The 23289-nt window shown below is 40.3% G+C and carries 24 protein-coding genes; 8 read left to right on the forward strand and 16 right to left on the reverse strand.

All coding sequences use genetic code 11. The features are described 5' to 3' along the window. Nucleotides 1-17 precede the first annotated feature (17 nt). Nucleotides 18-1568 (reverse strand): acyl-CoA carboxylase subunit beta, encoded by a 1551-nt coding sequence (locus V7083_RS00580; protein ID WP_335474269.1) that lies wholly within the window; start codon nucleotides 1566-1568, stop codon nucleotides 18-20. A gap of 47 nt (nucleotides 1569-1615) precedes the next feature. Then, nucleotides 1616-2023 (reverse strand): methylmalonyl-CoA epimerase, encoded by a 408-nt coding sequence (gene mce / locus V7083_RS00585; protein WP_335474271.1) that lies wholly within the window; start codon nucleotides 2021-2023, stop codon nucleotides 1616-1618. Between the two features lie 163 nt (nucleotides 2024-2186). Here mce and prli42 point away from each other — a divergent pair, with 163 nt between their 5' ends. Next, nucleotides 2187-2285 (forward strand): stressosome-associated protein Prli42, encoded by a 99-nt coding sequence (prli42, locus tag V7083_RS00590; protein WP_335474273.1) that lies wholly within the window; start codon nucleotides 2187-2189, stop codon nucleotides 2283-2285. Between the two features lie 45 nt (nucleotides 2286-2330). Here prli42 and V7083_RS00595 read toward each other — a convergent pair whose 3' ends face one another. After that, nucleotides 2331-2843, reverse strand: a complete 513-nt coding sequence (locus tag V7083_RS00595; RefSeq protein ID WP_335474275.1) for a L,D-transpeptidase — start codon at nucleotides 2841-2843, stop codon at nucleotides 2331-2333. A 120-nt stretch (nucleotides 2844-2963) separates the two neighbouring features. Here V7083_RS00595 and V7083_RS00600 point away from each other — a divergent pair, with 120 nt between their 5' ends. Next, the gene (locus V7083_RS00600) at nucleotides 2964-4241 is read left to right on the forward strand and encodes a DNA polymerase IV (RefSeq protein ID WP_335474277.1); all 1278 of its coding nucleotides are present in this window, start codon (nucleotides 2964-2966) and stop codon (nucleotides 4239-4241) included. A gap of 106 nt (nucleotides 4242-4347) precedes the next feature. Here V7083_RS00600 and zwf read toward each other — a convergent pair whose 3' ends face one another. Further along, entirely contained in the window at nucleotides 4348-5814 is a 1467-nt protein-coding gene (gene zwf, locus V7083_RS00605) for a glucose-6-phosphate dehydrogenase (RefSeq protein WP_438823676.1), read from the reverse strand. Nucleotides 5815-5989: 175 nt separating this feature from the next. On the opposite strand from zwf, the gene rnz reads away from it, so the two are divergent. Further along, nucleotides 5990-6913 (forward strand): ribonuclease Z, encoded by a 924-nt coding sequence (gene rnz, locus V7083_RS00610; RefSeq protein WP_335474279.1) that lies wholly within the window; start codon nucleotides 5990-5992, stop codon nucleotides 6911-6913. Nucleotides 6914-7285: 372 nt separating this feature from the next. On the opposite strand, the gene namA is transcribed toward rnz, so the two are convergent. From namA to proC, 3 genes are all read right to left on the reverse strand, one after another. Next, complete coding sequence (namA, locus tag V7083_RS00615; protein WP_335474281.1) at nucleotides 7286-8308, reverse strand: NADPH dehydrogenase NamA; 1023 nt, start codon at nucleotides 8306-8308, stop codon at nucleotides 7286-7288. Between the two features lie 66 nt (nucleotides 8309-8374). Next, on the reverse strand, nucleotides 8375-9538 hold the full coding sequence (locus V7083_RS00620) for a glycosyltransferase (RefSeq protein ID WP_335474284.1): 1164 nt from the start codon (nucleotides 9536-9538) through the stop codon (nucleotides 8375-8377). 54 nt (nucleotides 9539-9592) lie between these two features. Beyond that, entirely contained in the window at nucleotides 9593-10435 is an 843-nt protein-coding gene (gene proC, locus V7083_RS00625; RefSeq protein ID WP_335474286.1) for a pyrroline-5-carboxylate reductase, read from the reverse strand. A gap of 470 nt (nucleotides 10436-10905) precedes the next feature. Between proC and V7083_RS00630 the strand changes: the two genes are divergently transcribed. Continuing rightward, entirely contained in the window at nucleotides 10906-11661 is a 756-nt protein-coding gene (locus tag V7083_RS00630) for an SDR family NAD(P)-dependent oxidoreductase (protein ID WP_335474288.1), read from the forward strand. Nucleotides 11662-11689: 28 nt separating this feature from the next. Here the strand turns inward: V7083_RS00630 and V7083_RS00635 are convergent, their stop codons facing one another. The 3 genes from V7083_RS00635 to arcD form a co-directional block, all read right to left on the reverse strand. Beyond that, complete coding sequence (locus tag V7083_RS00635; RefSeq protein ID WP_335474290.1) at nucleotides 11690-11884, reverse strand: YqzH family protein; 195 nt, start codon at nucleotides 11882-11884, stop codon at nucleotides 11690-11692. A 102-nt stretch (nucleotides 11885-11986) separates the two neighbouring features. Beyond that, nucleotides 11987-13105 carry an aminotransferase gene (locus tag V7083_RS00640; protein WP_335474291.1) on the reverse strand — a complete coding sequence of 373 codons (1119 nt, stop codon included), beginning with the start codon at nucleotides 13103-13105 and terminating at the stop codon, nucleotides 11987-11989. A gap of 116 nt (nucleotides 13106-13221) precedes the next feature. Further along, nucleotides 13222-14697: an arginine-ornithine antiporter gene (gene arcD, locus V7083_RS00645; protein WP_335474293.1), complete on the reverse strand. Its 1476-nt coding sequence runs from the start codon at nucleotides 14695-14697 to the stop codon at nucleotides 13222-13224. 347 nt (nucleotides 14698-15044) lie between these two features. Here arcD and V7083_RS00650 point away from each other — a divergent pair, with 347 nt between their 5' ends. Together V7083_RS00650 and V7083_RS00655 are read left to right on the forward strand one after the other, a co-directional pair. Then, on the forward strand, nucleotides 15045-16304 hold the full coding sequence (locus V7083_RS00650; RefSeq protein ID WP_335474295.1) for a DinB/UmuC family translesion DNA polymerase: 1260 nt from the start codon (nucleotides 15045-15047) through the stop codon (nucleotides 16302-16304). A 33-nt stretch (nucleotides 16305-16337) separates the two neighbouring features. After that, nucleotides 16338-16673, forward strand: a complete 336-nt coding sequence (locus tag V7083_RS00655) for a YolD-like family protein (protein WP_335474297.1) — start codon at nucleotides 16338-16340, stop codon at nucleotides 16671-16673. A gap of 156 nt (nucleotides 16674-16829) precedes the next feature. Here the strand turns inward: V7083_RS00655 and V7083_RS00660 are convergent, their stop codons facing one another. The 3 genes from V7083_RS00660 to V7083_RS00670 form a co-directional block, all read right to left on the reverse strand. After that, nucleotides 16830-17837, reverse strand: a complete 1008-nt coding sequence (locus V7083_RS00660; RefSeq protein ID WP_335474299.1) for a ketoacyl-ACP synthase III — start codon at nucleotides 17835-17837, stop codon at nucleotides 16830-16832. 126 nt (nucleotides 17838-17963) lie between these two features. Next, nucleotides 17964-18389, reverse strand: coding sequence for a 3-hydroxyacyl-ACP dehydratase FabZ (fabZ, locus tag V7083_RS00665; RefSeq protein WP_335474316.1), 426 nt, complete (start codon nucleotides 18387-18389; stop codon nucleotides 17964-17966). A 320-nt stretch (nucleotides 18390-18709) separates the two neighbouring features. Next, nucleotides 18710-18916, reverse strand: a complete 207-nt coding sequence (locus V7083_RS00670; RefSeq protein ID WP_335474301.1) for a CDGSH iron-sulfur domain-containing protein — start codon at nucleotides 18914-18916, stop codon at nucleotides 18710-18712. A 154-nt stretch (nucleotides 18917-19070) separates the two neighbouring features. On the opposite strand from V7083_RS00670, the gene V7083_RS00675 reads away from it, so the two are divergent. Together V7083_RS00675 and V7083_RS00680 are read left to right on the forward strand one after the other, a co-directional pair. Next, on the forward strand, nucleotides 19071-19391 hold the full coding sequence (locus V7083_RS00675; protein ID WP_335474303.1) for an iron-sulfur cluster biosynthesis family protein: 321 nt from the start codon (nucleotides 19071-19073) through the stop codon (nucleotides 19389-19391). Between the two features lie 127 nt (nucleotides 19392-19518). Then, complete coding sequence (locus V7083_RS00680; RefSeq protein ID WP_335474305.1) at nucleotides 19519-20943, forward strand: M24 family metallopeptidase; 1425 nt, start codon at nucleotides 19519-19521, stop codon at nucleotides 20941-20943. 55 nt (nucleotides 20944-20998) lie between these two features. Here the strand turns inward: V7083_RS00680 and V7083_RS00685 are convergent, their stop codons facing one another. The 3 genes from V7083_RS00685 to V7083_RS00695 all read right to left on the reverse strand — a co-directional run bounded on the left by V7083_RS00685 (nucleotide 20999) and on the right by V7083_RS00695 (nucleotide 23132). Further along, on the reverse strand, nucleotides 20999-21934 hold the full coding sequence (locus tag V7083_RS00685; RefSeq protein ID WP_335474307.1) for an alpha/beta hydrolase: 936 nt from the start codon (nucleotides 21932-21934) through the stop codon (nucleotides 20999-21001). A gap of 86 nt (nucleotides 21935-22020) precedes the next feature. Continuing rightward, complete coding sequence (locus V7083_RS00690) at nucleotides 22021-22161, reverse strand: hypothetical protein (RefSeq protein WP_335474309.1); 141 nt, start codon at nucleotides 22159-22161, stop codon at nucleotides 22021-22023. A gap of 56 nt (nucleotides 22162-22217) precedes the next feature. Further along, the gene (locus V7083_RS00695; RefSeq protein WP_335474311.1) at nucleotides 22218-23132 is read right to left on the reverse strand and encodes a hydroxymethylglutaryl-CoA lyase; all 915 of its coding nucleotides are present in this window, start codon (nucleotides 23130-23132) and stop codon (nucleotides 22218-22220) included. Nucleotides 23133-23289 lie beyond the last annotated feature (157 nt).

Raw genomic sequence — 23289 nt, forward strand, 5'->3', positions numbered from 1 at the left:
TCACAGCCTCCGAATCATTATAGTGGTATATTACCATGCTTTTTATAGGGTCTGGATTCTTTTTTAGTCTGCAGCATGTCTAAAGCCTGAATCAGCTTGATCCTTGTTTCCCGTGGGTCAATAACATCATCGACCATTCCTCTGCTGGCGGCCACATACGGATTCGCAAATTTCTCACGGTATTCATCAATCTTTTGCTGTCTGACTGCCTCTGGGTTTTCACTGTTTTGAATTTCTTTGGCAAAAATAATATTGGCAGCTCCCTGTGGTCCCATTACAGCAATCTCAGCATTTGGCCAGGCGAATACCAGGTCGGCGCCAATGGCTTTACTGTTAAGGGCCACATAAGCGCCTCCATATGCTTTCCTTAGTATGACCGTCAGCTTTGGTACTGTTGCTTCTGAATAAGCGTAAAGAATTTTTGCGCCGTGGCGGATAATCCCTCCGTGTTCTTGTTTAACCCCAGGGAAGAAACCGGTAACATCTTCAAATGTGATGATTGGAATATGAAAAGAATCGCAGGTTCGAATAAAGCGGGCTGCTTTATCAGAAGAGTCGATATCCAGTCCTCCTGCCATGACTTTTGGCTGGTTACAGACAAGGCCTACTGTTTCCCCTTTGATTCTGGCAAATCCGACAACGATATTTTTAGCAAAGTCCTGATGAATTTCCATAAAAGAATGTTCATCCACGACCTGTTCAATCACTTTTCGAACGTCATAAGGGCGAACTGCATCAAACGGGACAACATCTGTTAGGTCCGGACGATAATCAAAATCATCTTCATAGTCCCATTTCGGCGGTTTCTCTTCATTATTCTGCGGCAGATAACTTAAGAGTCTGCGAACATTTTTTAACACTTCTTCCTCACTAGAAGCACGAAAATGGGCATTGCCGCTAATCGTGTTATGGACGTTTGCTCCTCCAAGGTCCTCTGCGGAAATCTTCTCACCGGTTACCGTTTCAATGACTTTAGGTCCGGTGATAAACATTTGGCTTGTATTTTCGACCATAAAGACAAAATCGGTGATGGCCGGCGAATAAACGGCTCCACCTGCACAAGGCCCCATGATCACGGATATTTGCGGAATCACCCCAGAATAAATCGCATTTCGATAAAAGATATGGCCATAACCATCCAGAGAGACGACGCCTTCCTGAATGCGGGCGCCGCCAGAGTCATTAAGGCCGACAAATGGTGTCCCATTTTTCGCTGCTAAATCCATGACATTTGCGATTTTTTTCGCATGCATTTCGCCAAGGGCTCCCCCAAAAACGGTAAAGTCTTGAGAAAATAAATAAATTGGTCGGCCGTTCACTTTACCAAACCCGGTTACAACACCATCTCCGGGACCCTTTAGCTCATCAAGGCCAAAGTCATTGGTACGGTGTTCAATAAACGGACTTAGTTCAATAAATGACCCTTTATCTACCAGTAACTCGATCCGTTCTCTTGCCGTCAGCTTTCCTTTGGCGTGTTGCCTATCAATCCGTTCATCTCCGCCGCCAAGCTCCACTTCTCTGCGTTTATCGTATAATTCGTTAATTTTTTCATAAATGTCAAGCATTAGACTCATCCCCTTTTTGGCATTAATCGTATTCTCCCTTGTTAGTACTATTTGGCTTTCTTTTCACAAAGTTCGTAAAGGACACCGGAAGCAGATTTCGGGTGCATAAAGGCAATTTCAGCTCCGCCGGCACCGGTTCTAGCATGCTCATCAATCATGGTAATGCCATTTTCTTTCATCTCCTTAATCCGTTCTTCAATCGATTCGACACAAAGGGCAACATGGTGAATTCCTTCACCGCGTTTTTCAATGAATTTGGCAATTGTACTTTCTTCAGAAGTCGGCTCGAGCAGTTCAAGCTTTGTTTCCCCGGCTTTGATAAAGGCCACTCTCACTTTCTGATTGTCAACGCTTTCAATTCCTATAAGCGGCAACTTAAGCACCTCTGTATAAAAAGGAAGTGCTGCCTCAATTGATTTCACCGCAATCCCGATATGGTCCACCTTTTTAATCATAAATACCCCTCTATTTCAAAATTAGAATAAATCCGACAATTAATTTATTCGGTATAAAGTTCATAAATCCTTCCTAAATTGCTTAGTTGTTCAAGTTGTTTAAAAAGGCTTTTCCATGTACAATAAACATTAAGATTAGTAACTCGAAAGGGAGGAATAGACTTTGTCTAGTAAAAAAGGAAGAAAAATCGTTGTTTATTTAATGTTAGGTGCCATGCTGGCTTCAACCCTCCTGATTGGAATCGGTCAATTTATCCGCTAAATATATTAAAAGGGAATGTTCATTGATACTGAACATTCCCTTTGCTTATTTTATAGCTCCTTGTTCCCGGGCCAAAGCTTCAAATGACTTTTTTGAGGTAGTAATCAATATTTTGGTTCCTAACGGGATTAACGGAAATAATGAGCTGATTACTTCATTCTGGGTGCGGATACAACCTTGCGAGACGTATTTTCCAATAGATGCCGGCTGGTTAGTCCCGTGGATTCCGTAAGTTCTGCCATCGGTACCCTCTGCATCAAACCCGATCCAACGTGATCCTAAGGGATTCTTTGGATCTCCGCCAAGGATATTTCCCCTCCGATAGTAAGGGTCTTTGGCTTTGACTGTAATCGTATATAGCCCTTCTGGAGTCAATTCTTTTGTTTTACCGGTTCCTACGCTAACGACGGTTTGGACCCTGTTCTCGTTAACAAAGGCGAGTTCATTGTTGTTTTTGTTGACAATCACCAAGGGGTCACCGGGCAAAGGGTTTGGTCCTAAAGGCCAAATAGGTGAAAATAAAAAAGCAATCAGGATAGGTGATAAAAGTTTTATCATAAAATCCACCTGCCGTTTTTATTCTAGTTTGCTTCATCCTTATATTTCTAATTCCAATTTTTTTAGATTTGGCTTCATTTGTTATACTGAAACTATAAATGTTCAATTAGGATGATTGTCATGAAAGAAATGTATCCAAAAAAAGGACGAGTCATTTTACATGTTGATATGAATAGCTTCTATGCATCAGTAGAGATGGCCTATGACCCCATGCTAAAAGGGAAACCGCTGGCGATTGCCGGAAATGTAGAAGAACGAAGGGGAATTATTGTTACCTGTAGCTACGAGGCGAGAAAATTTGGTGTGAAAACCACAATGCCTTTGTGGGAAGCGAAAAAGCTCTGCCCGCAGTTAATAGTAAAATCACCAAATTTTGATCGGTACCGGGCGGCTTCGATGGGGATGTTTGAAATTCTCAGGACCTATACAGAGTGGGTTGAACCGGTCTCGATTGATGAAGGCTATATGGATATAACGGAAAGCTATGAGTTCGGCAGTCCGATTGAAATTGCCAAAAGTATTCAAAAACGAATTTTGGAGCAATTAGATTTACCGTGCAGCATTGGAATTGCTCCGAATAAATTTTTGGCAAAAACAGCTTCTGATATGAAGAAACCGCTGGGGATCACTATTTTGCGAAAACGGGATATTCCCACAATGCTATGGCCTCTAAATACTAATGAAATGCATGGGGTAGGGAAAAAGACCGCAGAAAAGCTTAAGACGATTGGCATTGAAACGATTGGTGATTTAGCAAAGGCAAATGAAATCCAACTTAAATTGCTGCTTGGGATTAATGGGATTCGCTTGAAAGAGAGGGCTAACGGCATCGATCAACGCATGGTCGACCCCGAATCCATTGAGGAATTTAAAAGTATTGGCAATTCGACTACCCTTCCTAGGGATGTCAGCAATCAGCAAGAACTTTTTCATGTACTGGAATCATTGGCAGAAACCGTTTCTATCAGATTTAAACGAAAAAATGTCCTTGCTAGTACCATTTGTATTACTATTCGCTATAAGGACAGAAAAACGATTACCCGAAGCAAAAAATTACTTAATCCCATCGGTCAAAAAGAGGAAATTGCCGCATTTGCTAAGCAGTTGTTTTTAAAGCATTGGAGCGGTGATCCTGTTCGATTGCTAGGGATTACTGGGAATGATTTGATTGAACATGATCATGCTGTTAAACAATTAGATTTGTTTTCTTATGAACAGGATGCCAAAAAGGAACCATTGTTAAAAACATTATCCAGTCTACGTGATAAGTATGGAAAAAATATTATTGAAGCAGCAGGGGCCCATCAAGTGGATCCCAATCACAAAATTGGAACAGCAACTAGTTTTAATAAGGATTTTCTTCGCTCACGTGCGAAAAAGAACGAGGAAGAAGTATAAAAAGCTCCAGATTCTAGAGGGAATCCGGAGCTTTTATTTGCTAATCAGGCATAAGGGAAGTTACGCCTCTTTTTTCTCATAAGGTTTGCCAATCGAAAAGGTTTCTTTATTTGCAAACTTCAACATCGAGATCCGTAACCGGCCACCAGAAGAAGCCGTCTTTTTCCAGGAGTTCATCAGCTTCTTTTGGACCCATTGATCCGGATGGATAATTTGGAAAATTCGTATCAGTGTTTTGCCATACTGCCGAAATCTTATCAACAAATGCCCATGAATAGGCAACCTCATCCCAATGGGTAAAGTTAGTGGCGTCACCGCGCATACAGTCAAACAGCAGCTTTTCGTAGCCCTCAGGAGTGTTCATAGCGTCACTGCCAGTGTTGGCAAAGCTTAATTTTACTTCTTGAGCATCCAAATGACCGCCAGCTTTTTTAGCGTTCAGATGCAGGGTAATGCCTTCGTCAGGCTGAATATGAATCACAAGCAGGTTTGGATTCAACATTTTATCAGTCTGATAATATAAATTCATTGGAATATCTTTAAACTGTACAACAATTTTTGTAGTTTTTTCAGCCATTCTTTTTCCGGTACGGATATAGAAAGGCACACCAGCCCAGCGGAAATTATCAATCTTCACTTTGGCGGCTACAAAGGTCTCTGTATTGGAGTCCGGAGCCACCATTGGCTCATCACGATACTTTGGAACCAGTTCATTATTAATCGTTCCCTCAGCATATTGCCCGCGTACAAAGTACTCGTTTACCTTGTCTCCTTCAATCATACGGAGCGCTCTAAATACTCTGACTTTTTCGGAACGAATTTCATCTGTAGTTAACTTAATGGGCGGCTCCATCGCAAGCAAAGCTACCATCTGCAGCATGTGATTTTGAACCATGTCCCTAAGGGCACCGCTATTTTCGTAATAACGTCCACGTTCTTCCACGCCTAAAACTTCGCTGGAAGTAATTTGGATATTGGATATGTAACGGTTATTCCACAACGGTTCAAAAATGGCATTGGCAAAACGAATAACCTCGATATTGCGGACCATTTCTTTTCCTAAGTAATGGTCAATCCGATAAATTTCTTCTTCAGAAAAAGCGGTTCTGATTTGGTTATTTAACTCTTTAGCAGAGGCTAGATTATGCCCAAACGGTTTTTCGATAATCAAACGTTTATACCCTTTGACATCTGTTAAACCGTCTGATTTTAAATGTAAAGCAATGGGGCCGAAAAATTCTGGGGCCATTGCCAAATAAAAAATACGATTGCCTTCAAGTTGATATTGTTCATCAATTTGATTAGCAAAATCTTTTAAGGAAACGTAAGAATCGGAATCTGATGCATCATGAGATTGATAGTAGAAATGAGAGACAAATTCATCCAGATTCTCTTTTTTACCTAGAGCGGATTCAACCGAATCTTTAATCGATTGCTGAAATTCATCATTCGTAATCGATCGGCGCGCCACACCAACTACAGCAAATTTTTCCAGGCGCCCGCGTTCATACAAACGGTAAATGGAAGGAAACAGCTTTCGCTTTGCTAAATCCCCGGTTGCTCCAAAAATCATCAGTAATGTTGTCATATTTTGTGCCACGTCTGATACCTCTTTTCTAGCGAAATAGCCTATGTAATTATATAGTTTAGATTTCACTTATCGCAAGTAATACATGTATTGATATTTTTCTGTTTTTATAATGGTGTGCTATAGTATCAATAATAGCAGTTAGAACGGGGGGTTTTTTTTGGATGTATTTTTCTTAGGGACGGGGGCAGGGATGCCCGCAAAGCTCCGAAATGTCACGTCTATCGCACTTAAATTACTGGAGGAACGGGGATCTGTTTGGTTGTTCGATGCTGGAGAAGCAACACAACATCAAATTTTACATACTACCCTGAAACCGCGGAGAATTGAAAAAATCTTTGTCACCCATTTACACGGTGATCATATATACGGATTACCCGGATTGTTATCAAGCCGCTCGTTTCAAGGTGGGGAGTCAGAGGTCACTGTTTATGGGCCTAAAGGAATAGCAGATTATTTACATACGAGTCTAACAATCAGCCAGACATATTTAAAATATCCATTAACAGTCATAGAAATAGAAGAAGGCATTATTTATGAAGATGACCAATTCATCGTGGAAACACGCCTGCTGGATCATGGCATCCCATCATACGGATATCGTATTGTTGAAAAAGACCTGCCGGGCACACTTCTCGCAGAAAAGCTGAAAGAAGCTGGAGTTCAGCCAGGACCCATTTTTCGAAAAATCAAAAACGGTGAAACGGTGACGTTGGAAGATGGACGGGTGCTTGAACCAAGTGAATTTGTAGGCACTGCCCAGAAGGGTCGGGTGGTCACGATATTGGGAGACACAAGATTCCATGAAAATTCCATTTTGCTGGCTAAAGATGCCGATCTTCTGATTCATGAAGCGACCTTTTCAAAGGGAGAAGACTCATTAGCCTTCAACTATTTCCATTCCACAACTGAGCAGGCAGCCAAAGTGGCAAAGGAAGCCGGCTGCAAACAGCTTTGCCTAACCCATATCAGCTCCCGCTACGATCGAAATGCTTCTAAAGAGCTTGTCGAAGAAGCCAGGGCCATTTTTGCTCATACAGATATTGCCGAGGATTTTAAGGAGATACATATACCGTTGAAATAACGGTATTTTTTTATGGGGTTGGCATCTGAATAGCATGTGTTATTGAAAAAGGGTCGCCAAGAGGGGAGATAGGTGCTTGATATTTGGGGGGATTTTTGATTACAAGTAGTCGATGAGAGTTTCTATAACGCCTGGACATCAAAAAAACTGGGACACGGTCGTTATGAAGGTGTCATAAAGCCCGCAGCATCAGGAAAACAATAGCCACGGTCGTTATGAAGGTGTCATAAAGCCTGCAGCATCAGAAAAACAATAGTCACGGTCGTTATGAGGGCTCCATAAAGTCCTCAGCATCAAGAAAACATTAGTAATGGTCGCTATGAAACCACTCACAAAAAAACACTTCCCAGTCTCCCGGAAAGTGCTTCCTTATCAAATATTCCATCCTCGCTCATATTGCTTCGGAGATTCAATCTTAACGCCGAGCTCCTTAGCTGCTCTCCGTGGCCAGTATGGGTCACGCAGTAATTCGCGGGCAATCAGGATCAGGTCCGCCCTGTCGTTTTGCAATATCTCTTCAGCCTGGATCGGAGAGGTGATCAGTCCTACCGCGCCAGTAGCAATCCCAGCACCTTCTCTAATGGTTTCCGAAAACTTCACCTGGTAGCCCGGATAAGCATGAATATGAGCAGGAACAACTGCGCCGGAGCTGACATCAATTAAATCTACGCCCTGCTCCTTCATCCACTGCACGTAAGGTATGTAATCTTTTGCTGTTAGTCCTTCTTCATGATAATCATTAGCTGACACTCGGACAAAAAGCGGCCCGTTCCAAACGGTTTTCACAGCGTCAATGATCTCTCGCAGGATTCGATAGCGGTTTTCCGGTGAACCGCCGTATTCATCAGTTCGTTTATTGGTAAGCGGAGAAAGGAATTCATTAATCAGATATCCATGAGCCCCATGCAGTTCAATGACATCGAAGCCTGCTTTAGCGGCCCGTTCGGCGCCACTTTTAAAGGCTGACACCGTTTCTGCAATCTCGGCTTTAGACATTTCTTTTGGCGTTTTCATTTTTTCATTAAAAGCAATCGAGGAAGGTGCATAAATTTCCCCTTCTAAAACAGCTTTCCTACCAGCATGGGCAAGCTGAATACCCATTTTGGCACCGTGTTCTTTTACTAAACTGACAAGCTCCTGTAAGCCGGCAATATGGTCGTCACTCCATATTCCCAAGTCTTGAGGGGAGATTCTGCCCTGCGGGGTTACAGCCGTAGCTTCAACAATAATGAGGCCTACCTGGCCGACGGCCCTGCTTGTATAGTGAGTGCGATGCCAGTTTTGAATTTGTCCGTCTTGATTGTGGCTCGAATACATGCACATCGGCGCCATGACAATTCGGTTTTTGAACGTTACATCTTTAATCGTAAAGGGAGAAAATAATTTCGCGGTCATATTACTATCCCTCCAGCTTTTTTAGAATTACTAATTTTTAGTATAGCAAATGTCGGGAGATTAATGTTATGATTCGCCTCGCTGCTTTTGATCTCTTAGCTCTCTTAAAGTATAAGTCGTACCTCGCCAAACAATGCCACCTCGTTTAAAGGTTAGGAAACTGGCGCGAATGATGGAGTAAATAAATAATAAAGCTGTAATAGGAAAAACAAAAAACAGAGCTGGAGAGAACAGTGTCATCTTTTTTATAATCATTACATAAAGAATACCGCTTCCGATGATGTTTCCCAGGCTGAGGAGGGCCAGGATTTTATTGGTTGAAAAAATGGCTACGAAAGGGAGGACATGCGTAACAAAGACTCCTAAAATGGCAAACAGGACCATGCTGAATCGATAATGCAGCCCCGCAAACGTGTTTTTTTCAAGACCTACCAGTGCTTCTTTTAAACTCCCATACCATTCTACCTCTATTAAATGAAGTGCCGTAACAATCCGTTGATTGAAGCCTTCTTGTTTCAGTTTCATCCCTAATTGCAAATCATCATCGGGTCTCATTTTGATTCTTTCATGGGTTCCAAACGCTTCATACGTTGCTTTAGAGACAAGGTTAAACGCACCGATTCCCGTACCGATTTTTGATTTTGGGTTATTGGCTAACCAAGGCCGCTTAAAATAGGAAAACCCGAACAGGAAAAAAGCAACAAAGGTTTTTAACCAAAATTTATGCGCATTTAGATTAGGAGCTGCTGTTACATGGTCAAGACGATGTTTTTCAGCATAATGCAGTGCTTTCGCAAATGCTTCCGGTTTATAGATGATATCGGCATCGGTAAATAATAGCCATTTTCCAGAAGTGGATAATGTGCCGGTATATAATGCATGATTTTTCCCTAGCCAGCCCTGTGGCAGCTCCTTAATATGAACGACTTTTAATCGGTTATCTTCTTTTGCTAATTGTTCCATTAAAGGCCCCGTTTTGTCAGTAGAACGATCATTCACAAGGATCCATTCAATATTTTTATAGGTTTGAGTCAATTGACTGATGATACTTTGTCTTATCTGACTTTCTTCATTTCGGGCCGCAATAATGACGGAAAGCAATGGACCGTCTACAAGGGCTGCTTCGTTCTCTAAGGCGTCCAAACTTTGAAACCCAATAAAAGCATCGATCAGGAAACCAATCCAAACCAAAATGCCAATTGCAAACAAAATAGTAAGGATATTTATCATTTTTCTATGTCCTTTTTTACTATTAGTGTAACGGCCCTATCGTTAATATTCAATTTATGATGACTTTCCGACTTTTAAATGGGCACATAAGGCATCGCCCATTTTTCTCGATTGAGTGGCAGCTGCTTTAATACAAGAGATGAAAGCTTGTTGGACACCATGGTCTTCCAGGACATTTACGCCCGCTTCTGTTGTGCCTCCTGGGCTTGTCACTTCACGGCGTAATTGCTCCGGTGATTTGTGGGAGTTTTTCACCATTTCCGCGGCTCCAATTAGCGTTTGAACAATTAACTCCTTACCCATTTGTGGGTCCAAGCCAATTTCAACCGCACTTTTCTCCATCGCTTCAATGAGGTAATAAATATAGGCGGGACCGCTGCCGGATAATCCGGTTACTGCGTCAAGCTGGTTTTCGTCAACAAAGGCCGCCATTCCCACCGTTTCAAACAATTTCTGGGTTGTTTCCAGCTGTTCCTCGGAAACACGTTCATTAACAGCGATGGCTGTCGCCGATTTTCCTACTGCAGCGGATGTATTTGGCATAGCTCTGGCAATCGACAGAGGTTTGTCAGCCAATGCTTCAATCGTATTCATCGAGACACCGGCAAGCACGGAAATAATCAGCATGTCTTTAGATAAGTACTCCCGGATATAGGCAATGGCTGAAGCGGCATCCTTTGGTTTCATTGCCAGCATGACAATGTTTGCTCCTTCAAAAAGTTTGGATAAATCATATGTGCTTTGGATTCCGTAAAGCTCCCCAAGCTTTGTTAACCGTTCTTGATTAGAATTGTTTGTCACCCAAATATTCTTTTTATCCATTAATCCATTTTCGAGAATTCCTGAAATGAATGCTTCTGCCATCGACCCTGCACCGACAATTGCCATTTTGTTCATGAAAAAACTCCTCCTTTTTACTGAAAAAACAAAAAGACCCTTCATCCTCAAAGGACGAAAGGTCTTGCTTCCGTGGTACCACCTTCATTGATTCCGGCACCTTTTTAATGGTGGCTGAAATCACTCGAATCCGTTAACGCCGGAATACGTTAGGTTTGCCTAAATGCTCGTAAGGTAGGTTTCGATGAGTAGGGGGTGGTGAAGTCTCTCAGCCTCTGAACTTCACTCTCTTTCACCGTTTCTCATTTACTGGCCTTAGTCATGACATAATCGAATCAAATTTTAATAGTGATTATGAAGGATACCGAGCTTGTCTGTCAAGAGTTAATTTACTAAATTTTTAGATATTTATTCGATAATATATGGGGAAAGCCCCGGCTTGACTATTCCAAATCAATCAGGGAAATTATTAATATAAAGATAAGAGGCCGTCGATAATCCGAAGGGCTATATTCAGATGAGGTGTTGTCATGGTTAGGGAACGATTAACAGGTAAAAATATAGTCATAACCGGTGCTTCCGGAGGAATTGGAGCGGAGATTGCCAAACTTTGTGCAGCAAGTGGTGCCAATCTTGTTTTGCTTGCACGAAGCATCGATAAATTAAAACAGCTGCAAACAAATTTGACACAAAAGTATCAGGTAAATGTGCATGTGTTTCAACTGGATGTGGCAAATACGGATCAAGTGGAAGTTGTTTTTGATCAAATTTTTGCGGAGATGGGTCATGTTGGTATTTTAGTTAATAATGCCGGGTTCGGGATTTTCCGTGAAGCCCACGAGGCGGNNNTAATTGCCTGCACGTCCAAAGTTTTGCCAGGAATGCGTGAACGTCGCTATGGCCATATTATCAATATTGCTTCACAGGCAGGAAAAATTGCTACCCCGAAATCCAGCGTCTATTCAGCAACGAAGCATGCCGTTCTTGGCTACACCAATGCACTAAGAATGGAGCTGGATGATTATAATGTTCAGGTGACAGCCGTCAATCCGGGACCAATTGCGACCAATTTTTTCAATATCGCAGACGAAGGGGGCACTTATGTAAAAAATGTTCAAAAATTCATGCTTCAGCCCGAATTCGTTGCCGGAAAAGTCGTTAACAGCATGCTGACTAAAACCCGTGAAATTAATCTGCCGCGCTGGATGAATATGGGGAGCGCTATCTACGTGCTTTTTCCACGATTGTTCGAGCGAATTGGCAAAAAAATGCTTAGTCAAAAATAATCCAATGCCTCTGTGATCAGGGGCTTTTTTATGATCCTGTTAGATACTCGTAGACCACATCGTTGATAACCTCGAATAAATCTGCTGCAGGCTCTTCTTGTATTGTTTGGAGAATTTGGTCAGTTAATTTTTCCAAATCCCTAGCACCAAGCGGCATTGATTCCGCTTCATAATATTGTTTCAAGCAATTTTTAATCATTTTTTCGACCAGTTTTTTCTCCATCTTCAGGATCACCTCAAGACCATTATACGTTTTTTTCATAAACTCAATAAATAGTTAAAAAGGAGTACTGGAATGGTTCCAATACTCCTTTTGACGAATAGCTTAATCAAATTTTCGCAAATAAGACGATAACTCAGCCAGCCCTTTTTTTAACGTTTCAGTTTTTGTACAATACCCTAATCGGGCATGTTCCGGAACATCAAACCGATTGCCCGGTACTAATAAAACCCCTTTTGTTTTTAATAAATCTATGCAAAAATCCTCTACATCTATAGGGATATCCAAATGAATAAAGGATGTTGAAACAGCCTTTGGAAATACTAAAGTGACCCTTGGTTCATGTTTGGCCCATTCCTTTAAAATTTCCAGGTTGGTGAATACAATTTCTCTGTTTCTGTTTAATACTGCTTCTTTGTTTTTCAGTGTATGTACTGCAATGACATCATCAAGCACACCAGAACAAATCATGGTATAATCCCGATATTTTCTAAAAATATCAGCCACCTCTTGGTTACTTGCAGTCCAGCCAACCCTTACACCAGGTACAGAGTAGGTTTTGGATAAACTATTAGTGGCAATCCCTTTATCGTATAAATCTACAATGGAGGAAACCTGCTGATTCGGATCTAGTGGTTTATAGACTTCATCTACTAAAATATAGGCACCGACTTCTGACGCAATCGCTACAATTTCTTTTAAGAGTTGATCATCCAAGACGGTTCCCGTTGGATTGTTAGCATTGTTCAAACAAATCATTTTCGTATTGGGACGAATCATTGATTTTAATTCTTCTAAATCCGGCATCCAATCATTTTCTTCGTATATTTCCCATAAAGAAACTTCCGCTCCCAGGGAACGAGGGATATCGAATAATTGCTGATAACTCGGGTGCATCGCTATCACATGATCATTTGGCTCAATAAGGGAATAAAGAGCTAAAAGATTCGCTCCAGTTGCTCCATTCGTCTGCAAAATACATTCGGGAGGGACATTTTTGTATAGCTTGCTTACCTGTTGTTTGAATTCAGGAGATCCTTCAATCCAGCCATAATTCATTTTTACATCAAAAATTTTATCAAAGAATTCTTTGGGGTTTGTCCCATCAATGCTAATTAATTCTTCTAGTGTAAAAGAGGCAATGGAGCTTCCGGCTATATCATAAACTGCATCATTTTCCCAAACATTTAACCATTCTTCGACTCCAAAATTAGCAATTTCCATCTGTCAGTCTCTCCTTATTTTTTAGGCTCTATTAAACTGGTCTGTTGATTTCCGCTTCAATCAACAGGGTATAAAATCAACAGTGCCCTTTAACACAGCCATTTTTTAAGAATGCATTAAAATTGAACTTTTCCCGTTAAGATTAAATAAATGGCAATCATCGCTCCGATTACTATTACAGTCGCTGCCATCCATTCTTTTTTTGATAAAAGCTCTTTAGCTCCTTGTTCTTTCCGGGCTTTCATAAAGAAGAAAATTCCAGGGATATAAGCTGTAAAACATAACAATGTATAAGAGAGACCGGCAGCCCATATTCCCCAAATCTGGAAGGCGAGCGCACAAATACCGATTATTAATTGCAAAACTTCACCTTTTTGCTGGCGGTTTTGATAGGATAATTTCACTTGGTATAAAGCGACAAATACATAGCAAATTAAAATTGCGGCAGTACATAATGAATAAGCAAAATTATAGGCTTTATCTGTAAATAAAAATGTAAAGACAAACAATTGAATAAGTGCGGCAGTGACAATAAATGAAAATGTTGGAGCATTGGCTGTATTAGTTCGGCCAAAAGCTTTAGGCAATAAGCCTTTCCTGGACATCAATAAGGTGGTTTCTCCTGGAAGCATGGTCCAGGATAACCAGCATCCAATCAACGAAATGATTAAACCGATATTAATAAAGGCAGCTCCCCATGGTCCGACAACATCTTTAAAAATATAAGCAATGGAAGGCTGTTTCACTGAAGCTATTTCTTGTTGACTCATGATTCCGTAGGGAATGATGGAAGCTAGAACATAGATAAGTAATAGTCCTAATAAACCTAAGATTGTTGCCTTGCCTGCATCTGATTTTTTTTCTGCCCTTGATGAAAGCATGGAAGCTCCTTCAATCCCAACGAATACCCACATCATCACCATCATGCAGCTTTTTACTTGATTAAAGACAGAACCTGAATCAATATTTGTGGAAAGTTTCCCCCAGAAATTAGCCGTGAAAATATCCAATTTAAAGGCAAAGATTCCAATAACGATAAAAACAAAAAGTGGAATTAGTTTACATATAGTAATAATCGTATTGAGCAGGGTAGCGCTTTCAACTCCTCTGTTAACAATGAATGTTAACCCCCACATTAAAATGCTCGCGAAAATAATAGATGGTATATTCTGTCCATCTTTAAAGACTGGAAAGAAGTAAGCAAATGCACTCATGATCATAGTGGCAAATGCTACGTTTCCAAGCCATGCTGAGAGCCAGTATCCCCAGCCGCTAATAAAGCCGCTGAATTTGCCAAACCCTTCCTCGGCATAACTAAAAATGCCGTCCAAGTCAGGTCGTTTTTTTATTAAATTATTAAAACTAAGAGAGAGCATCAGGATCCCAAAGCCAACAATTGTCCATGCAATTAAAGCTGGACCCGGTGCTGCTCCGGCTGCTAAATCTGTTGGCATCCCAAAAATTCCGCCTCCGATGGACGAACTAATTACCAGGGCAACTAAAGGAAGCAGCCCAATTTTTTTTGCCTTTCCTGCCGTATTCTCTGATGCATGAACTTCACTTGCGGGAACCTTTTCTGCATTACTACTCATCTAATTTCCTCCTCATGTGAAATATGGCTTGCCATACCTTTATTGTAAGGAAAGAAGCTTACTTATTTTGTTAAGGTTATTACATATCAAATGTAAAAATCATTATGTTTTTTTGTTGTTTTTATAAGCTTTTGTTGTATAATCATGCATTCAGGTGATTAAATACATGAGTTTTTACCGGTATATTCCTTGGATGTCATATTTTGTTCAAATAAAAAATTTCCAAGAAAAAGGATTACGGTAAGCGACAAAAAATTTCCATTGAATAGGAACGTATATTCGCTTAAGATAATAAATATAATATAAAGAACTAATGTTCGTATTTTTGGGGTTGTGGGGGGAATTTCATGGTTGATTACAGCACCTTACCGCAAAATAAAATTTTATGTGTAGACATGAAGAGCTTTTACGCCAGCTGTTCGGCAGTTATGAAGGGACTTGATCCGTTAAATTGCTATTTGGCGGTAGTCGGGGATAAAGACAGGGAGGGGAGTATCGTACTTGCAGCTTCACCTAAGCTGAAAAAGGAATTCGGCATCAAAACAGGATCACGGCTGTTTGAGATTCCCAAAGACCCGCGAATTATCTTGGCCGAACCGAAAATGCGAACGTATTTGCGTATCTCCACCGAGATCTCTCGTGTATTCAACCGTTATGTGCCAAAAGAAGCCATACACACGTACAGTGTTGATGAAAGCTTTATTAAGGTGGATGGGGCCCTGCATTTGTGGGGAGACGCCGAGACAATAGCTGAAAAAATCAAAAAGGATATTGAACGGGAATTTCAGTTGCCTTGTGCGGTTGGCATTGGGCCCAATATGTTGCTAGCAAAGCTTTGCCTCGATCTTGAGGCAAAACGTCATGGAGTAGCGGAGTGGACCTATGAAGATGTCCAGACCAAGCTGTGGAAGGTATCTCCGCTTAGAGAAATGTGGGGAATCGGCCGTCGTGTTGAGAAAACGTTAAACGGTATGGGCATTTTCACGGTTGGCCAACTGGCCCGCTATGATTTGGAACAGCTGGAAAAAAAGTTCGGTGTTATGGGCAATCAGCTTTATTATCATGCCTGGGGAGTGGACCTTTCGGATTTGGGGGCACCAATCATTGAAGGGCAGATCAGCTTTGGGAAAAGTCAAATTCTCCTAAGGGATTATAAGGATGAAGAGGAGATCAGGCATGTCATTTTAGAAATGTGTGAAGAGGTTGCCCGGAGAGCGAGGACAAGGCGAAAAGCAGGAAGAACCATCAGTCTGGGAGTCGGCTACAGTCAGGATGAATTCGGTGGCGGTTTTCACCGTTCAAGAACCATTCTGCAGCCGACCAATGTAACGATGGATCTCTATCGTGTATGCCTTGAATTATTTTACGAGCACTATAATGGCAAGACGGTCAGGCAAATTTCCATTTCTCTTGCCAATATTGTGGATGATTGCGAGCTTCAGCTTAATCTTTTTGATAGGGGAGCCCATAAACGGCGCGAGTTGGGCTATGTCGTTGATTCTGTCCGCAGACGCTTTGGCTCGGGATCCCTGCTGCGGGCAGTTTCTTACACCTCCGGAGGAACCGCCAAACACCGGGCTACTTTGGTTGGAGGGCATAAAATGTAAAAAGAAAGACAATACGGAAAGAAGGAAAAAACGATGATTCGCGACCGCGGAAGAATCAAATGGACATCAATGATGCTTCCTGAGCATGTGAAATTACTCAGAGATTGGGTGAAAGAGGATCAGTACGAGGAAAAGATTGAAATGGATGAACAGCAGTTTGAGCTGATGAATGAAATACTCGCAGAGGCCATCGAATTTGATCAGTACGTGACCATTACCCATTACAGACAGCGAAACTATGAAATCGTCATTGGCAAAATTCATTACTGGGATGAAATCTCCCATAAGCTGCATGTAGTGGACCGGTTTCAAGAAACCCATCGAATTCCCATTGACACCATTGCTGACATACGGCTCACTGATGAATAAAGAGAGGATAGATGAACAGGACTAAAATACCTTTATTCATCTATCCTTTTTTGTACAATAAATGCCTCCATTACCACCACAACAGCCTATGATATTACAAGGAGCTTGAGGAGATCCCGAGTTTATTTTAAGTGGAATATTTCACAATGTTTTACTCTACAATGGTTTTGGTGCATTAATTTGTTCATCTAAATTTAGATGTAGCAATTGTCCAGCATGAACTAAACCTGAACCAAAACCATACAAAAGAACATGGTCTCCGTTTTTAACTTTTCCCTCACGGATTCCAAGGTCAAGTGCTAAAGGAATTGTTGCAGCAGAAGTATTGCCAAAGTTCACCAAGCTATAAAGAGTTTTTTTCATTGGAAATCCTACTTTTTCACTAATCGGTTCGATTAGCCGTAAGTTAGCACTGTGAGGGATAAACCAATCAATTTGCTCTAAATTCGTTTGAGTTTTTTCTAGAATTTGTTTTACGCTATCAGGAACATTTCTTACAACCCAACGAAACACTTCCCTGCCGTTTTGAACAAGATATTGAGTATCAACCAACTCAATTCCATTAACCTTCTTGGATAGTCCAGGACGATACACATGTTGTGCGCCACTTCCGTCACTTCCCAAATGGAATCCGATAAAACTGTTGGATTGTTCGTCGCTTTCAATCAATGCTGCGCCAGCCCCATCACCAAATAAAATACATGTACTTCTATCGGTATAATCCGTAATTTTGGAGATGGTATCTGCTCCAATAACAAGTACCTTTTTGTGGAGTCCAGAAGCAATAAAGCTATGAGCTGTATGCATTGCATAAACAAATCCTGCACAAGCCGCACTTAAATCGATGGCACCCGTTTGAGCAATATTTAAACGATTTTGTATGATACTTGAAACAGATGGAAATGGGAAGTCTGGAGTGCTTGTTGCTACGATGATCATATCTACATCTTCGACTTTTTTATTATATCTTTTCATTAAATCCTTTACGGCAGCTACGCATAAATCACTAGTAAATTCATCAGGACGACTAATTCTACGTTCATGTATACCTGTTCTTTGAAGAATCCATTCATTATTTGTTTCAACCATTCGTTCAAGTTCAAAATTTGTTAATTTTGTTTCTGGTACATATGTCCCGATAGCCGTTATTCTTGCACTTATCATACGTTTCACACCTCATGTTAAATTATTAGTTAGTATTAGTAACTGGTACTAATTTTAACGTAAAAATATGCATTACACTTTATTGAAGTAAAGTTAACGATTATTAGATCGTAATGATTAAAAAAGTTAATCACCAAATGCAAATATCAATTCTGTCTCGCAAACTAATTCTCCATCAACGGAAGCAATCCCTTTCCCTTTCCCAATATGTCCTTTTAATCGAGTAATTTCAACTTCGAGTTGTAGTTGATCACCTGGTCTTACTTGTTTTTTAAAACGGCATTTATCTATTCCTGCTAAAAGACCTAACCGTCCCTGGTTTCCTTCCTTCGTTAACATTACGACTGCACTTACTTGAGCTAATGCCTCCACAATTAAAACACCAGGCATAACAGGGTAATTAGGGAAATGTCCGTTAAAAAAATCCTCATTTGCTGTTACATTTTTTATACCTACTGCTCTTTTTCCTTCCTCTAATTCCACAATTCTGTCCACTAATAGAAATGGATAGCGATGCCTAATAATTTCCTTGATTTTTTGAGTTTCCAACAACATTACATCCTCCCTGCACTAATTTTTATAAGAATCAATTATTATTTTATCACTAAGTACTAATAGTTGGTAATAAATTTCAAGGTTTATTTACCTAATCTTCCACAATAATGTTATCTACTAATTTCTATACAGCTAGGTAAACGTACCTAAAAGTATCCATCGGTGAATGGTTTCGTCGTGTTTGCGTAACTGCAAAAAAAATAAAAGTACACCACTTATATCAGTGATGTACTAATTTCTAAACAATGTGCGACATTAAAGACTAGCCACTATTTTCATAATAAAAACATGCCACTTATCTTTAATTTTCCTTTTACTTAATCTTCTTTTGGAACACGGACCTGTGACTCAAATTTCCCCTTATGTGAGCCGTCACAAAATGGCTTATTGTTGCTCAAACCACAGCGGCACAATGAAAAGGATGGCTTTGTAGTATACACATTACCCTCGCCATCTAACAATTCTACCTCGCCTGTAATGCGCAGTGATCCATTATCATTTACTTTAATCTGAACTTTTGACATCCTCGACACCCCTTTTAAATAAATTGTTCGTAATAACTTGAGATTAACTTTAAATGGAAGAAAATGCAAATATTAATGATGAGAGCAAAATCGAAATCGTCACAAAAATCTTGTGATACAATCATCATATGCAAACTGAAAGGGGCTTTAAACATTGGAAATCATCATAACAGAGGCAGCAACAGCAAAAATCAAGGAGAAAACAGTTGGCCGTGATGGATATTTGAAGTTAAAATATGATATCGAAGGCTGCGGATGCGCGGTAGATGGTGTTTTCGCTTTATGGTTTATTTCCGAATTAGATGAAGACGACACGGCTATTGAAACAAATAATGGCCCTATCTATATGGAAAAATCAAAAATGGTATTTTTTGATGAAAATATGAAAATCGACTACTCCGATTCCATGCATGGCTTTCAGTTAAAAAGCCCGCAGCAAATCCTGAATGGGCATATGAGCTTGATCATAAAATAAAAAACAGACTAAAATACTGAACGGTTAATGAACAATAGAATAAAGTCATGTTTGTAAAGGATACCCTATATTGTGGGTATCCCTGTTTTTTATGGGCCTTTCTATTTAAGTTGGAGGAAATGAGCAGATGAATCATTTAAAAGAGAAATATAGCATAGAAAAATTTTCATTATCCAAAGTGAAATACCCAGAAATAAATTTTAATGATCATCCTGTATGTTTATCGGATGAAACATTTCGTGAAAGAAAAGAAAAACTCCTAAACGCTATGAATAAAAATGGAATTGATCTCGTTTTCATATATGCTGATCGAGAACACGGCTCCAATTTTGAGTATGTAACGGGCTTTGTTCCACGATTTGAAGAAGCTCTATTAGCTCTTGATTCTAGTGGGAAGTCAACCCTATTTCTTGGTAATGAAAATCTAAAGTTGGCCAAACATTCTCGTTTACAATCAAATGTTGTTCATGTACCTCACTTTTCCTTGCCTAATCAGCCGATGGAAAATAAAAAGAGTTTCAAAGACATCATTGGAGATGCTATTCAGTTTAATGGGAAATGTATAGGTGTTGTTGGATGGAAGGTATTCACAAGTAAATACGAAGAAGATCAACAATTGTTTGATGTTCCATATTTCATTGTTGATACATTACAAAAGTTGGCACAGGAGAATTCCGCTAGAGTAACGAATAGCAGTGAAATTTTTATAGGTGAAAACAGCGGAATTAGAACCATTAATAATGCCGATGAGATCAACTATTATGAGTTTGGTTCCAGTTTAGCATCAGATTGTGTATTAGAGGCATTAAACCATCTTGAAATCGGTAAAACCGAAACAGAATTGGCATCATTCCTCTCTAAATTTGGACAACCGCATAATGTCACGACAATCTGTGCTACCGGTGACCGCTTTACGAATGCTGTCATTTACCCAAGAAAAAAAGCAGTAACTCTTGGTGATAAATTTTCCATCACAACCGGTTATAAAGGTGGATTAGCAAGCAGGGCGGGGTATGTCGTATCAAAAACCGATGAACTTCCGAATAATGTTCAAGATTATTTGGAAATATTGGCGATTCCATACTATTCAGCTGTAGTGGCATGGTTAGAAAATCTGAAAATTGGAATGACAGGTGGACAATTATATAATGTAATCGAGCAAGTCTTGCCGAAAGAAAAATATAATTGGCATTTAAATCCGGGACATTTTGTATCAGATGAGGAATGGTTATCTTCTCCCATTTATTCTCAATCCAGCACGATTTTAAAAAGTGGAATGTTATTTCAAATTGATATTATTCCTTCTGTTCCAAATTATGGGGGAGCCAGTGCAGAGACTGGAATCGCTCTGGCTGATGATTCATTACGAAAGGAAATAGAAGCTAACTATCCGCAATTATGGAATAGGTTTATAAAGAGAAGAAATTATATCCAACAGGAACTACATATTCAACTGCATCCGGAGGTTCTCCCTTTGTCAGATACAGTAGGCTATTTTAGACCATATTTATTAAATAAGGAAGAGGCTTTATTATTTCATCCAAACTCCTAAAACAAACAATAAAATAGCCGATATGGGGGAAGACACCATATCGGCTATTCTCATCCTATGTGGAAGAGATCTTACCAGGCAAAGACACATCAATATATGTCTGTAAAAATTCATCCACGATCCGTTCGTAATCAGCACGGTTTTCATTGAAGGATTGGGCATGCCGCCCGTTTTCCGCGATATAGAGCATTTTAGGCCCTCTTTTTTGCTCAAAGAGCTCATGGGTCATAGTAGGCAAAATAAAGTCATCTTTACGGCTGTGGATAAATAATACGGGATGTTTAATGTTTTCAATCACGGATATTGGTGAAACATTTCGAATCGAGTACTTGTCACGAAGGCGGAGAATGGCATCACCAATCGGGAGCAACAGGCCAGGATGTAACTTAAAATCCTTTTTAATCAAATAGGCTAACTGCTGCTTAAAGTCAGAAAACGGACAATCAGCAATGTAAAAATCCGCTCCATCCTCAAGAAGACCGGCGTATAGAAGCATCGTTGCCGCTCCCATGGATTCCCCGTGAATGCCTAGAATCAGATCCGACCCTTTCTCCTTTTTTAGCCAATCGACGATCGCTTTTAAATCAAATTTTTCATAATGACCAAAGCTTGTCGTTTGCCCACCCGATTCTCCGTGTCGCCGATGATCGTAAATAAGGGCATTAAACCCGCGCTCCAGAAACAGGTTCATATATTTGACGGAATTGATTTTGGTCTCCGTTACCCCATGTGAAATGATCATATATCGATTGGTTTGATGAGGTTCTACAAGTAGAGCCTTAATCTTATAACCAAAAGGTGATGAGATTTCCACATCACGCTGAGGAAGTACTGAGAATTCTTCAGGGTTGTATCTGCCAGCTTCCTGTTCGCGCTGTAAAATAAAATCCTCATCCTTCTTTTTCATATACATGATTCGGTTAGTAAAATATAAGGCGAGAGCCAGCCAGAAAAATAACAGGATAAATAAGGTTCGAAATGCCTTTTTCACATGCGGCACCTCCTGGAAGGTTTTACAAATTATTTTACCATAAGAAAAGCCGCTTATCCTAATGAGCGGCTTGTTATCTTTAATGGTTATTGTTCAGAGTTTTGACGCTTTGTTGGGTGAATGGCCTTTTCAATCTCTTCTGATGCAATTACCCGTTTGTCGGTACCGGCTGTTTCTGCATAGTTTTTCCCTGCTTGGCTGTTCCCTTTATCTCGTTTTTGACTCATGAGCTAATCTCCCTTCAACGTTATATACCTAATAAGATGGATGTTTTGAGGCGGGATTATTCACGAATCGGAATTCCGGTTTGATAAAGGTTAAAGAAACCGCTTTCAATCTGTCTGGAAAGATGCGGGCGAACGGCATCAATAGCTGCCATTAACTTATTAAGATCAATTCCTGTAGCAACTCCCATTCGTTCCAGCATGTAGACTACATCTTCTGTTGCGGTATTTCCACTGGCTCCTGGTGCGAAAGGACAGCCTCCCAGTCCTCCGGCAGAAGTATCAAACCGATCAATGCCAGCTTGAAGGGATGCCAGTATATTGGCAAGACCAAGTTTTCTGGTGTCATGGAAATGTGCCGTCAACAGTGTTTGATTGAATTCAGCTTTTAGTTTTGAAAACAGAGAATACGCTTCGGTGGGTGCAGCCATTCCGATGGTGTCCGCAACACTTAATTCGTCAACGCCCGCAGTGACAAATTCGCGGCATAGGTTTAAGGTATCAGTCTCATCTATTTTCCCTTCATAAGGACAATAGAACGCAGTGGAGATGCAGGCGCGGACAAAGTATTTTTTTTCCTTGAGCTCTAGAATGAGGGGACGTAATTCATTAAGACTATCTAGGGTCGATTTATTAATGTTTTTTACATTAAAGCTGTTGCTGACTCCGACAAAAACGGCCACAGCTTTGCAATTGGTAGAATAAACCCTGTTGATTCCTTTGCGATTAGGGGCGAGCACTATGTTTCTAGTCTCATCATCAAGGCAATCAGCCACAATATCGGCAGCATCTCCCATTTGCGGTACCCACTTTGGAGACACAAACGAGGTCAATTCCATCTCTTTAATTCCTGCACGCTTAAGCTTGGAGATAAATTGTTTCTTGACCTCAGTCGGTACAAATTTTTTTTCATTTTGCAGCCCATCACGCGGCCCCACTTCAATAATTGTCACTTTTTTAGGTAAAGTAAACATCCGAAACCTCCCAATACAGTCATACCTTTATTGTAAAAGGAGTAAATTCAGATAATCAAGAATAAAGGTAATTTTTTGAAAAATAAGAGCGGTCGTGCAGGTTAATAAAGGACAAAACGTTTTAAAAAAATAAGAAAAGTGTCTTTCATGAAGCTGA

This window comes from Bacillus sp. JJ1764 (genome assembly GCF_036962145.1).
Taxonomy (GTDB): domain Bacteria; phylum Bacillota; class Bacilli; order Bacillales; family Cytobacillaceae; genus Neobacillus.

Coding starts and splice junctions, on each gene's coding strand:
- V7083_RS00580 (WP_335474269.1), bottom strand. CDS start 1,568: ATGCTTGACATTTATGAAAAAATTAACGAATTATACGATAAACGCAGA.
- mce (WP_335474271.1), bottom strand. CDS start 2,023: ATGATTAAAAAGGTGGACCATATCGGGATTGCGGTGAAATCAATTGAG.
- V7083_RS00595 (WP_335474275.1), bottom strand. CDS start 2,843: ATGATAAAACTTTTATCACCTATCCTGATTGCTTTTTTATTTTCACCT.
- V7083_RS00600 (WP_335474277.1), top strand. CDS start 2,964: ATGAAAGAAATGTATCCAAAAAAAGGACGAGTCATTTTACATGTTGAT.
- zwf (WP_438823676.1), bottom strand. CDS start 5,814: ATGATTTTTGGAGCAACCGGGGATTTAGCAAAGCGAAAGCTGTTTCCT.
- namA (WP_335474281.1), bottom strand. CDS start 8,308: ATGACCGCGAAATTATTTTCTCCCTTTACGATTAAAGATGTAACGTTC.
- V7083_RS00620 (WP_335474284.1), bottom strand. CDS start 9,538: ATGATAAATATCCTTACTATTTTGTTTGCAATTGGCATTTTGGTTTGG.
- proC (WP_335474286.1), bottom strand. CDS start 10,435: ATGAACAAAATGGCAATTGTCGGTGCAGGGTCGATGGCAGAAGCATTC.
- V7083_RS00635 (WP_335474290.1), bottom strand. CDS start 11,884: ATGGAGAAAAAACTGGTCGAAAAAATGATTAAAAATTGCTTGAAACAA.
- V7083_RS00640 (WP_335474291.1), bottom strand. CDS start 13,105: ATGGAAATTGCTAATTTTGGAGTCGAAGAATGGTTAAATGTTTGGGAA.
- arcD (WP_335474293.1), bottom strand. CDS start 14,697: ATGAGTAGTAATGCAGAAAAGGTTCCCGCAAGTGAAGTTCATGCATCA.
- V7083_RS00650 (WP_335474295.1), top strand. CDS start 15,045: ATGGTTGATTACAGCACCTTACCGCAAAATAAAATTTTATGTGTAGAC.
- V7083_RS00655 (WP_335474297.1), top strand. CDS start 16,338: ATGATTCGCGACCGCGGAAGAATCAAATGGACATCAATGATGCTTCCT.
- V7083_RS00660 (WP_335474299.1), bottom strand. CDS start 17,837: ATGATAAGTGCAAGAATAACGGCTATCGGGACATATGTACCAGAAACA.
- V7083_RS00670 (WP_335474301.1), bottom strand. CDS start 18,916: ATGTCAAAAGTTCAGATTAAAGTAAATGATAATGGATCACTGCGCATT.
- V7083_RS00680 (WP_335474305.1), top strand. CDS start 19,519: ATGAATCATTTAAAAGAGAAATATAGCATAGAAAAATTTTCATTATCC.
- V7083_RS00690 (WP_335474309.1), bottom strand. CDS start 22,161: ATGAGTCAAAAACGAGATAAAGGGAACAGCCAAGCAGGGAAAAACTAT.
- V7083_RS00695 (WP_335474311.1), bottom strand. CDS start 23,132: ATGTTTACTTTACCTAAAAAAGTGACAATTATTGAAGTGGGGCCGCGT.